This window comes from Pseudomonas frederiksbergensis (assembly GCF_000802155.2).
Lineage (GTDB): Bacteria > Pseudomonadota > Gammaproteobacteria > Pseudomonadales > Pseudomonadaceae > Aquipseudomonas > Aquipseudomonas frederiksbergensis_A.
Window position 1 is genome coordinate 626,296 of the sequence record NZ_JQGJ02000001.1, and the last position, 11,246, is coordinate 637,541.

Genomic DNA, 11,246 nt, shown 5'->3' on the forward strand with positions numbered 1-11,246 from the left:
CCGACGAATCAATACCCGGTCATTTCCAGATAGCCATTGCCGCCATGGCTGCCGCTCAGTTGCACCGGCCCTTCCCAATACGGGATGCGCAGGTTCATCCAGGCATCGGGATTGACGGCCCGCGTGGTGACATCGAGTTGCCTGGCGGGAATCTTGATGGACCAGCGCACCGGCATCGATCGTCCGGCTACCTCGGCGGTGTCCAGCGGCGTGAGGCTGATTGCGCTGGCGTCCAGTGTCCTCGCCTGCCCCCGGGCATCGATCCAGGTGCCCGTGAGGTAAGGCTCGCCGTCCTTGTGGCGCATGCGATAAAGCATGACGTGATCGCCGTTTTCCAAGTGCAAGGAAAACCAATCCCAACCGGTCTGGTTTTCCGTCAGGGGCTGGCTGCTCCATTCACGGTCGAGCCAGGCCGGGCCGCTGACTTGATAGCGCCGGCCATCGATTTCAAGGGCACCAGCCGCCTGGAAAAACGGTTGGCTGTAGTAGTACGAGGCCTGGCCTTGTTCGGATTTCTGACTGAAACCCTGATCCCCTTGCAGCACCAACGGCCGGGTCGAAGTCAGCCGCAAGTCGTAGCTGAAGTGTGGCCCGCGCGCCTTCAACTGCATGTCCGCGAGCGGGTCCGGGCCAACGGCTTGAGTGCCGAAGCGCCAATCGTCGATCCAGGCATCGAAGGGCGTGGTGCGCACGCCGGCCTGCCCGACTCCGCCCCGGGCGTAGCGCTCGGCGGCATGATGGACGGTGGCGGACGTGACGGCGGCGTGGCCGAGCCAGATCGTCTGGTTGCGCCAACCGCTGGCCTGGGGCGCGGCATCCAGGGCGCTGCGGAACAGCGTCCATTGCACGCCGAAATCCCGGCCCTCGGCGTCCTTGAGATTGGCAGTGACGTACCACCACTCGATGCGGAAGCCTTCGTGGGCACCGTGATCGGCTGGAAAGCTGAACACGCGCCCGGGCACCACCGGCGTGAACGCGACAGCCTCGGTGCCCAGGCCGGCAAAGCCCTTGTCCGGTGGCGATGCGTTGTCACAGCCGCCGAGCAGCGCCAGCAGCATCAGGCCAACTCTAATCTTCATGGGCGAACGTCCTCAGCAAATCCGCCGGTTGCGTACGGTACAACGCGTACAGCGGCCAGGCCGATGCCAGCAGCGTGGCGAACATTGCCAGGCCCAGCAACTGCGCCAACTGCATCGGAAAAAGCCGTAATGGCAGGCGCCAGCCAAAGGCCTGCACGTTGATGACTGCGTCCAGGCACCAAGCCAGGGCGATGCCCAGCGGCAAGGCCAGCAGCAGCGTCAACAGCGCCAGCAGCCAGGTCTGGCCGAGGTTGAGCAGCATCAACTGTCGCCGCGTTATCCCCAATGCCCATAGCGGCGCCAACTGGCTGAGGCGACTCTGGCTCTGGGTCAGCAAGCTGATGAACAACGCGACGCCCGCCACCGCCAGGGTCAGGCTGTTGAGTGCCGCCGTGGCGGCAAAAGTGCGTTCGAACACCTGGGTTGACCATCCCTTGAGCCGCGCCTGGTCGACGATCCGGTTGTCATCGAGGTTGAAGCGCGCCTGCAACGCCGTCAGCAATCGGGGAATCGCCGCCGGCTCGATGCGCAGGTTGAAGCGATTCGGTGTCAACTGCGGCCAGTGCGCGCGCAGATGTCCGGCATTGATCAGTACATGGCCCTTGGGGTTGCCGTAGTCGGCATAAATCCCGACGATGCGAGGCCTCCAAGGACCTTGCGGAGTCGGCAGGGTCACTCGATCGCCGATCCGCACCTTCAGGCGCCGGGCCAGTTGCTCGCTGAGCATCAGCGTGTCTGCACCGGCCAGTTGTTCCCACGCTTGATCCCCTGCGGCCTCCAGCAAAGGCCAATGCTGACGATAGGACGGATGATCGACGATGCCGTAGATGTCGGTCGGCCAACCTTGCAACGGGATCGACACTTGCCAGTTGGGCAACACGGCAGTGACGGAGGGTTGCTGGCTGAGCCAGTCATGCAGTTCGGCCGCCTGGGTCGGGGTTTGCGGGTTGATGTACAGCTCGGCGGTCAGTCGCTGTTCGAGCCAGTCACTGAACGTCTGGCGAAACCCCGCCGTCATGCTGCCGGCGCCAATGTTCGCCGCCAACGCCAGGAGCAAGGCCATCAGCGCCAGGCTCAGCGTCGGCAATTGTTGACGGCAATCGGCGACAAACCACTGGCCGAGCACCGAACGGCTGCGGCGCAACAGTAAATTCAGTACGCCGTTGAGCAACACCGGCAAGGCCAAGGCCGCGCCCAGCAACAGTGCGGTCATCAGGACAAAACCGCTCGCCAGGCTGTCGCCCCAGGCCAACGCCGAGGCGGCGACCAGCGCGGCCAACAGCGCCACCCCACCCTGGCGCCGCAACCATCGCGCGTGGGCCTGGTGCCAGGCCTGGGGATTGGCCAGGGCCAGCAGCGGCAGGCGAGCGGCGCGCAACAGGCTCTGGGCTCCGGCCAACAGCGCACCAAGCAAGCCCAGGCCAATTGCGCCCAGCCACCACCAAGGGCTGAGGTTCAATTGCCCCGGCACTTCGGCGCCGTACAAACCTCGAAGGCTCGCCGCGACGTCGGGCAATAGCAGGCTGGCCAACCAACACCCACTGAGCACGCCGGCCATCGCGCCCACTAACGCCAACGCGCCCAACTCCAGCACCAGGCTGCTGATCAGCACCCGCGCGCTGACGCCGCAGGCTCGCAGGGTTCGCAGCAGACCGCGACGTTGTTCCAGGGCAAGGCCAATGGCGGCGTGGACGATGAACAGGCCCACCACAAAGGATAAAAACCCCAGAGCGTCGAGATTCAAGTGGAAGCTCTCGGTCAAGCGCGACAGGTTGTTTTCATCCTCGGCGCGCTTGAATTGGAGCAAGCCATTGAAGGCCTTTGGCAAGACAGCGGTGTAGCTGTCAGGCAATACCAAGCGCGAAAGCTGATCCGGCAACCCGAGCAGTGCCTGAGCAAAACCGATGTCCATCAGCAGCACGCCGGGGGCCATGTCCGGCTGCACGTGCAAGGGCGGCAAAGGCTGGCCATCGGCAGTGCGGGGCCTGTCGCCTTCCTTCAGTCCCAGGGCCTGTAATGTTTGCGGGGCAATCCAGGTGTGGCCAGTGCCGGTGAAGAACTCCACCACCTCGCCAATCTCTCGCGCCTGCCCCGCCACCGCCGAGCCCGGCGGCAGCGACACCGGGTCGATGCCCATCAATTGCAGGCGTTGGTCTTCGTGCCCCAACAGCGTCACTCGCGCCTGCAATACCGGCGACACGGGCCAGCCCTGGCGACGCAGGTCGATGAACCATTGCTGCGCGAATGTGCCGCCGCCGGGAGCACTCAGGCTGGCCTGGGGTTCGCCGCCGATCAGTTGGCTGGCGCGGGCGTAGCTGTCACGGGCCTGGCTGTTCAACGCCTGCACACCGGTCAGCAGACTGGTGGCGAGCCAAAGCCCGGTCAGTACACTGAAAAACTGCACCGGGTGCCGACGCCAATGACTGAGCAGCGCCTTGAGCGTCTGGCGAAAGATCATCACCCCTGGGCCGCCTCTGCCAGGCGCCCGCCTTGCAACACCACCCGATGGGCCAGGCGCGCCGCCACCCGCTGACTGTGCGTGACCATCAACAGGCTGGTCGGACTGCCGTCGAGCAACTCCAGCAGCAGTCGCAGCACCTCGTCGCTGGTGGCTTCGTCGAGACTGCCGGTGGGTTCATCGGCCAACAGCAGCGGCGGACGCGAAGCCAAGGCCCTGCCCAAGGCGACTCGTTGTTGCTGCCCGCCGGACAACTGCTCGGGATACCGCCGCAGCAGATCCGAAAGCCCGAGCCGCTGCACCAGATGCCCTTGCCAGCCTGCGTCAAAACGGCCACACAGGCGCGCCTGGAACGCCAGGTTGTCTTCCACCGGCAAGCTGCTGATCAGGTTGAACTGCTGGAATACCAGGCCGATTTCCGTGCGCCGCCAGTTCGCCAACTGGTGTTCGCTCATACCGTCGAGCCGATACCCGCCGCTGCGAATACTGCCGCGATCGACTTTATCCAGGCCGGCGACCAAGTGCAGCAAGGTGCTCTTGCCGCTGCCTGACTCCCCCATCAACGCCAGGCTGCTGCCGGGGGGCAACGTCAGGTCGACGCCCTGCAAGACCGGCAGCGGGCCTTGGGGCGTGGCGTAGCTTTTGAAGACGTTACGGACTTCCAGCATGGGGGCACTCGGCAGATCGGCGAAGGCGACAGAATAGCGGAGGTTGAGCGGCTGTGAGAGTTCCAGGAAATATCCGGTTCCCGGTATTGGTCCGTCATTGTCGAGCCGTTCATCACTTGCCCGTCGCCACTTGCGCCTTCACGGGCCCCGGCGTAACGATGCTGCCCAGGTCGATGTGCTTCCAGGCTGGCTTGGCCCCCAGTCGTGCATTGAAGCGGTAATTGAAGGTGAAGTCGTCTTCGGTGGGCTCGCTCAAGGGTTTTCCATATCGCGCCACGACCGCCGCCGGGTCGTAGCCCATCAATGCCAGCAGCGTCGGGAAGATGTTGTAGTGACTGGAGCGGTCCTTGTTCTGCGCCCAGGCGCGGGGCCAATCCAGGGTGCGCAATTGACTGCCCTGGATGACCACCAGCGGCACCAGCCCTTCCTCTTCCACCGGGTCCCCGCCGCAGTGCGTATTGAGCCCGGGATTGCCACGCTCATGCAGGTCCTGGCCATGGTCGGAGGTGTAGATCAGCACGGCATTCTGGAGGTTGCCTTGTTGGAACAGGCGCTGGAAAAACTCGCCGACGTTCCACAGCAGTGTGTTCTGGTAAGCATTGCGATACAGCTGCCAATCATCCTGCCGGCCATTGAAGCCGTCGCGCTTGCCGGTGTCGGCCACGTCCTGGAACTGTCCGCGGGGCAAGGCCGGACGGTAGGTCATGAAGGCATCGGGATATTTGTCGTGGACCGGAAAATGCGCGCCCACTTTATTCACCACTACCAGCTCTGCCCGGTCATTGTTCAGCAGCTTGGCCAACTGCGCCGCGGCTGCCATGTCGCGGTCCAGCACGCGGACCTGGTCGAATTGAATGAACTGGTCGATGTCCTGTTTTTCCAGCTCGGTCATCAGGTTCTGCAAGTTGCCGCCGGTGCGCTGGGCATCGATATAGACCGTGCGCATGCCGGCGCCATGGGCGTACTGCCAGATCGACGGCTGCGTGCTGTTGATGCGCATGTAGTCAGCCCGCGTACCGCCATAACGCAGGGTGACGTTGGTGTCGGCACTGCAATTGGCGATGGAGGCGGCGTAGCCGTAGTTGAAGATTTCCACACCGGGCGGCGGTGTCTTGAGACCACTGGCCACACCGGACGGGGTGTTTATATCTAGGTAATTGCCACCGATGCTTTCGTCGATGATCAATACGATATCGTGCCCGATCACAGACGATTGCCGCAGCAGGCTGACGGGCTCTCGGGCGCCGACCGTGTTGTGCAACGCCTCGTAGGTAAACAGGTTCAGGTAGGCCAGCGGCGTGTACATGATCGGTAAACCACGGGCGCCCTCACCCGCCCTTGCGAACAGCACGCCACTGAGCAGCAATACCCCGAACAACGGCGCGGCGACCGGTACATAACCGGGCAATGGCAGCCGCCGCCGTGGTTTCAGGCCGATGCCCAGCAACAGCAAGAGGCCCCCCGCCATCGCGCTGAAAATCACCTCGCGATACTGATACGCCGCCTCCTGGATAAACCCACCCGAATACACCAGCGATACGAACTGGCTGTAGGTCAGGTAGCTGTCGGTCACCCGGGTGTACACCTCGAAGAAAACCGCCGAGGCAAACATCGCCAATGCGAACAGATGCCGCACCAGCGCCTGGCGAATGTAGGCGCCCATCCACAACGCAAGCAGCAGCGCAACGAACATTGCGCCGAACAACACCGTTGCAAAGCTGAAACCCAGCGCCGCAAGACGCTCCAGGTAATAGTCATGTCCCCTGAACAGGTACAGCAACAACAGCGCTTCCTTGAGGTATCGGCTCATGTGTTTCCCGGCGGCGGCGCGACGTGGTGAAGGGGTTGTTTCTGCACACTAGCAGCGAGTTTGCAAAGCGCAAGAAAGAGGACGAACGGCCAGAGCGTCAAAAAAAAGTTAGCCCAAAAGTGACACTTTTTACCTGTCTAAAATGGTAAAAACTATGGATATATACCGTTCATCGCTTAGATAAAATTGGATCCAACCCAATAAACAGGGGACTTATCCAATCCAGTCAATAACTTGATATCAGAACGCCCCACTTCCTAATTTTTGTTAACACTGACAACTGTCATTTTGCTGACACGCTTTTCTGAAGCTGCGCTATACCCCTCTAAACAGTGTCATCCAAGTTACATCAACCGGTTTACGAGGCGCGCCTAAGATGGACGTGAGCGTATTTGGTACGGGGTATGTTGGGTTGATCCAAGCGGCTGCGTTGGCCGACGTGGGTCACCGGGTTTTATGCGTCGATATCGACCCGAACAAGATCCGTCAGCTGCAACAAGCCGTACCGCCCATCAGCGAGCCGGGGTTGTCCGGATTGCTCGAAGACAACCTCAAGGCCGGACGGTTGTCGTTCAGCTGCCAAGCCAGCGATGCGGTCAACCATGGCGAACTGATCTTCATCGCCGTTGGCACGCCCGCCGACGAAGACGGTTCAGCGGACCTCAGCCATGTGCTGGCGGTCACCCGGCAGATCGCCGACTTCATGGACAGTGACCGCACCCTGATCATCAAGTCGACCGTGCCGGTCGGGACGGCCGACAAAGTCGCCGAATGCGCCCGCCAGGCGCTGGCTCGACGGGGCCTGAAACAGCTGAACGTGCGCGTGGTGTCCAATCCCGAATTCCTCAAGGAAGGCAGCGCCCTTGCCGATTGCCTGCGCCCGGACCGGATCATCATCGGCACCAGCGATCAGGTGGCGCGGGATCAGATGAGCGAGCTCTACGCGCCGTTCTGCCGCAACCACGAAAAACTGATGTTCATGGACAACCGCAGCGCGGAGCTGACCAAGTATGCCGCCAATGCCATGCTCGCCACCCGCATCAGTTTCATGAACGAACTGGCCAACCTCACCGAACGCCTGGGCGCCGACATCGAAGCGGTGCGCAAGGGCATCGGCTCGGACCCACGCATAGGCTATCACTTCATCTACCCGGGCTGCGGCTTCGGCGGCTCTTGCTTCCCCAAGGACCTGCGCGCCCTGCTGCACACCGCCGAACAAAGCGGCATGCCCCTGCGCCTGCTGCGCAGCGTCACCGATGTGAACGACAGCCAGCGGCACATTCTTTTCGAAAAACTGGCGCAGCAGTTCCCTGGCGAGTTGGCCGGCAAATCGATCGCCATCTGGGGCCTGGCCTTCAAGCCCAACACCGACGACATGCGCGAAGCCCCGAGCCGCTACCTGATGGAAGCGCTCTGGCGCGAAGGCGCGCGCGTCCAGGCCTATGACCCGGAAGCCATGTCCGAATGCCGGCGTCTCTACGGTTATCGCAAAGACCTGAACCTGTGCGCCACCCGCGACGACACGCTGGAGGACGCCGATGCCCTGGTGATCTGCACCGAATGGAAGAACTTTCGCGTGGTGGATTTCGACCTGCTGGCGAGCAAGCTGCGCGCCCGGGTCATCATCGACGGCCGCAATCTGTACAACCCCGAACACCTGGCCGCCGCCGGGCTGCTGTACCGCGGCATCGGCCTGCGGCACACCGTGCCCAGCGCACCGGGGCCACAAGCGTGAACATCCTGGTGACCGGCGCGGCCGGTTTCATCGGAGCCCATTGCGTGTTGCGCTTGATGCGCGACGGCCACGACGTGTGCGGGCTGGATAACTTCAACGATTACTACGACCCGCAGCTCAAGCACGACCGCGTGGCGTGGGTGCAGGACCAGGTCGGCGAATTTCCCCTGGCGCGTATCGACCTCATCGACGCGTCGGCGATCGACGAACTGTTCCAGACCCATCGCCCGGACGTGGTGATTCACCTCGCCGCCCAGGCCGGTGTGCGCTACTCGCTGGAGAACCCCCGCGCCTACGTCGACAGCAACCTTTCCGGGTTCCTCAACATCCTGGAAAGTTGCCGCCGTCACCCGGTCAAGCACCTGATCTACGCCTCTTCCAGCTCGGTGTACGGCGCCAACCAGCGCACGCCCTATTCAGTGCAGGACGGCGTCGATCATCCGTTGTCGTTGTACGCGGCGACCAAGAAGGCCAACGAATCGATGGCCCACAGCTACAGCCATCTGTTCGGCATCCCCTGCACCGGCCTGCGCTTCTTTACCGTGTACGGTCCCTGGGGTCGGCCGGACATGTCGCCGATCCAGTTCGCCAGCGCCATTGCCCAGGGCCAGGTCCTGCGGCTGTTCAACCACGGCGAGCACGCGCGCGACTTCACCTACATCGATGACATCGTCGAGAGCATCGCCCGGCTGATCGAACGCCCACCCCAGCCATCACCGCAGTGGGATCGCGAGCAACCGGATCCGGCCAGCAGCCTGGCACCGTGGCGCCTCTACAACATCGGCGGCCAGCACCCGGTGGCCTTGCGTACCTACGTGGCGCTCTTGGAAAAACACCTGGGCCGCACCGCCCGGATCGAGCTGCTGCCCCTGCAGCCGGGGGACGTGCTCAACACCTGCGCCGATGCCAGCGACTTGGCCCGGGCCACCGGTTTCCAGCCCCGCATCGAACTGGACGACGGCCTGGGTCGCTTCGTCGACTGGTTCCTCGATTACTACGCGCCCCCCATCCACACGCCGCTTGCGGCCGAATCTCAGCGGAGGAGTCTATGACCCGACATGAACAAGACATCGAGATCAGCGCCTTCGGGCGCGATAAACGCGTCGACCCCGAGCACCGTCGACGCCTCGACGCCGCCATTCACCGCCAGGGGCGTGGCTGGCTGACCGGTCGCGATGGCGGTCGGCCCTGGACGGTCTCGCGGACCAACCGGGTGGTGGCCGGCCTCGGCGCACTGGCGATCCTGGTGCTGCTCGCCCCGCTCCTGCTGGGCCTGGCATTGCTGATCAAGTTTTCCAGCCCTGGTCCGGTGCTGTTCGTGCAAAAACGCACCGGTTACCGCGGCCGTGTGTTCGGCATGTACAAGTTTCGCACCATGGTCGCCGATGCCGAAGCCCTGAAAGAGTCGCTGCGCCACCTCAACAAGCACGGCGCCGACGCCATCGACTTCAAGATCGACAACGACCCGCGGATCACCCCCATCGGCCGGTTCCTGCGACGCAGCAGCCTCGATGAACTGCCGAACCTGATCAACGTAGTGACCGGCGACATGCGCCTGGTGGGCCCGCGGCCCACCTCGTTCAACGCCTATCGCTACAAGGACAACCATCTTGTGCGCCTGAGCATCTACCCCGGCCTGACCGGGCTGTGGCAGATCTCCGGGCGCAGCAATATCGACTTCGACCAGCGCGTGGAACTGGACCTCAGCTACATCGCCGAGCAGAGCCTGCTGTTGGATTTGAAGATCCTGATGATCACCCCCTTCAAAGTTTTCAGCGGCCACGGAGCGAGTTAAATGGACGGTTCGACGAATATCCTGACCATAGCCAGCCCGAGCGAGACCAACCTGACCTCGACCGTGCTCGACCCGGATCTGCGGATCCTTCTCATGACAGCGGCCAACACCGGCACCGGAACGAGCACCAGCGCCATGGCGCTGGCCGCCCAACTGGCGCAGATGAGCAATGGCCGCGTACTGCTGGTGGACGCCAGCCAGTCGCCACGCAACCTCAGCCAGCAGCTCTCGCTGCAAAAAGAGCGCGGCTTCAGCGACCTGCTGTTCAACAGCCTCTCGCCACCGCTGTTGCAGGACTGCGTGGTGCAGGTCTCGAGCCTGCCCTTCGACGTGCTGCCCCATGGTCGGCTCGGCCACAACGCCGAACGCCTGAGCCCCGAGCGACTGCGCCCGCTGTTCAGGCAACTGGCCGCGCAGTACCGCTTCGTGGTGATCGATGCCGACGCGGTGTATTCGGCCACCGACACCCTGGTGATCAGCACCCAGGTTGATGGCGTGGTGCTGGTGGTACGCGGCGAAGACACTCGCTGGGAAGTGGCCCAGGCCACCCGACAACGGCTGGTCCAGGCCGGCGCGAAAGTCGTCGGCAGCGTGTTCAATCGCCGCAAGTACTACATGCCCAAATGGCTCTACAACAACCTGTAAGCGCGCAAAAGGAAGACGAGATGAACGCCAGAATGCTTGTCCTGCTGTTGCTGCCGCTTGCCGGTTGCTCCAGCCACAACGAAAGCATGACCATGCCAGTGCAGATCCTCACGGCTGCGCCGGCCAATGCCCAGGCCACCGACATGCCGAAGGTCGAACAGACCTTGCGGCCCCAGGATGTGCTGGATGTGATTTTCCACATCGGCACGACGACCTCCCAGGCTTATCGCGTGCAGTCGGGTGACCAGGTTGCCCTTAACTTCACCGCCGCCAGCCAACTCAACGGCACGCAACAGGTCATGCCTGACGGCACCATCGAACTGCCGGGCGCCAACACTTCGGTGAAAGTCGCCGGGTTGACCACCGACGAGGCGCGCCTGGCGGTGCAGCGTGCCTATGACCAGAAGATGCTGTTCCAACCCAACCGCAACCAATTGACCGTCCTGGTGACCAGCCCGCTCTCCGGCGAGGCTAACCTGCGTAACACCCTGACCCACCCGGCCACGGGCATGAGTCGGGAAATCATCGTGGGCCGGGATGGTTACGCCAGCTTCCCGGAAATCGGCTCGGTGCCGTTGCAAGGCATGACCGTCACCCAGCTGGAGACCTTCCTCAACGAGCGCTACGCCCAACTGCCCGGCCACATGACCGTGGATGTGCTGCTCAAGTCCACCGCCGGCAACGAGATCTATGTCCTGGGTGAAGTGGCCCAGCCTGGCGCCTATGCGATCCGCCGACCGATCTCGGTTCTCGAAGCCCTGACCCTGGCCCGTGGCACGAACGTCAAGGCACGGCTCGACTCGGTGATGATCATGCGCCGCAACGGCAACCAGGTCGAAGCCCGTCACTACGACGTGGAAAAGGCCTTGAGCGGTGACGCCTCGCAGATCGCCTACCTGCAGCCGGAGGACATGTTGTACGTGCCCAAGACCGGACTGGCCAAAGCCGGCGAAACGGCCAGGCAACTGGCCGATGTGGTGCTGTTCCAGGGCGTCGGGTTCGGCTTCGGCTACCGCGTCGACAACAAAGGCAGCGACAACTGAAATCAGGTGACGA

Annotated in this window: 9 protein-coding genes; 5 read left to right on the plus strand and 4 right to left on the minus strand. The window is 63.1% G+C overall.

Annotated elements, in window-relative coordinates; translation table 11 throughout:
• Window positions 1-8: 8 nt before the first annotated feature.
• The 4 genes from JZ00_RS02815 to JZ00_RS02830 form a co-directional block, all read right to left on the minus strand.
• Complete coding sequence (locus JZ00_RS02815) at window positions 9-1,079, minus strand: lipocalin-like domain-containing protein (RefSeq protein WP_039592793.1); 1,071 nt, start codon at window positions 1,077-1,079, stop codon at window positions 9-11.
• A complete protein-coding gene (locus tag JZ00_RS02820; protein ID WP_039592792.1) occupies window positions 1,069-3,540 on the minus strand; it encodes an ABC transporter permease in 2,472 nt (823 codons plus the stop codon). Before JZ00_RS02820 ends, JZ00_RS02815 begins: the two co-directional genes overlap by 11 nt.
• On the minus strand, window positions 3,537-4,205 hold the full coding sequence (locus tag JZ00_RS02825; RefSeq protein ID WP_039592791.1) for an ABC transporter ATP-binding protein: 669 nt from the start codon (window positions 4,203-4,205) through the stop codon (window positions 3,537-3,539). The genes JZ00_RS02820 and JZ00_RS02825 overlap by 4 nt, the downstream gene beginning before the upstream one ends.
• Window positions 4,206-4,317: 112 nt before the next feature.
• Window positions 4,318-6,015 (minus strand): sulfatase-like hydrolase/transferase, encoded by a 1,698-nt coding sequence (locus JZ00_RS02830; RefSeq protein WP_039592790.1) that lies wholly within the window; start codon window positions 6,013-6,015, stop codon window positions 4,318-4,320.
• Between the two features lie 376 nt (window positions 6,016-6,391).
• Here JZ00_RS02830 and JZ00_RS02835 point away from each other — a divergent pair, with 376 nt between their 5' ends.
• Genes JZ00_RS02835 through JZ00_RS02855 form a run of 5 tightly spaced genes read left to right on the plus strand, consistent with a single transcriptional unit; the run spans window position 6,392 to window position 11,233 of the window.
• On the plus strand, window positions 6,392-7,750 hold the full coding sequence (locus JZ00_RS02835) for a UDP-glucose dehydrogenase family protein (protein WP_039592789.1): 1,359 nt from the start codon (window positions 6,392-6,394) through the stop codon (window positions 7,748-7,750).
• Window positions 7,747-8,802: an NAD-dependent epimerase gene (locus JZ00_RS02840; protein WP_039592788.1), complete on the plus strand. Its 1,056-nt coding sequence runs from the start codon at window positions 7,747-7,749 to the stop codon at window positions 8,800-8,802. The genes JZ00_RS02835 and JZ00_RS02840 overlap by 4 nt, the downstream gene beginning before the upstream one ends.
• Complete coding sequence (locus tag JZ00_RS02845; protein ID WP_039592787.1) at window positions 8,799-9,545, plus strand: sugar transferase; 747 nt, start codon at window positions 8,799-8,801, stop codon at window positions 9,543-9,545. The genes JZ00_RS02840 and JZ00_RS02845 overlap by 4 nt, the downstream gene beginning before the upstream one ends.
• A complete protein-coding gene (locus JZ00_RS02850) occupies window positions 9,546-10,190 on the plus strand; it encodes a CpsD/CapB family tyrosine-protein kinase (protein ID WP_039592786.1) in 645 nt (214 codons plus the stop codon).
• A gap of 20 nt (window positions 10,191-10,210) precedes the next feature.
• A complete protein-coding gene (locus JZ00_RS02855; RefSeq protein WP_039592785.1) occupies window positions 10,211-11,233 on the plus strand; it encodes a polysaccharide biosynthesis/export family protein in 1,023 nt (340 codons plus the stop codon).
• Window positions 11,234-11,246: the final 13 nt, after the last annotated feature.

Bases quoted from the DNA above. Each gene is read 5' to 3' on its own strand.
- JZ00_RS02815 (WP_039592793.1), bottom strand. From the start codon at position 1,079: ATGAAGATTAGAGTTGGCCTGATGCTGCTGGCGCTGCTCGGCGGCTGT.
- JZ00_RS02825 (WP_039592791.1), bottom strand. From the start codon at position 4,205: ATGCTGGAAGTCCGTAACGTCTTCAAAAGCTACGCCACGCCCCAAGGC.
- JZ00_RS02855 (WP_039592785.1), top strand. From the start codon at position 10,211: ATGAACGCCAGAATGCTTGTCCTGCTGTTGCTGCCGCTTGCCGGTTGC.
- JZ00_RS02850 (WP_039592786.1), top strand. From the start codon at position 9,546: ATGGACGGTTCGACGAATATCCTGACCATAGCCAGCCCGAGCGAGACC.
- JZ00_RS02830 (WP_039592790.1), bottom strand. From the start codon at position 6,015: ATGAGCCGATACCTCAAGGAAGCGCTGTTGTTGCTGTACCTGTTCAGG.
- JZ00_RS02845 (WP_039592787.1), top strand. From the start codon at position 8,799: ATGACCCGACATGAACAAGACATCGAGATCAGCGCCTTCGGGCGCGAT.
- JZ00_RS02835 (WP_039592789.1), top strand. From the start codon at position 6,392: ATGGACGTGAGCGTATTTGGTACGGGGTATGTTGGGTTGATCCAAGCG.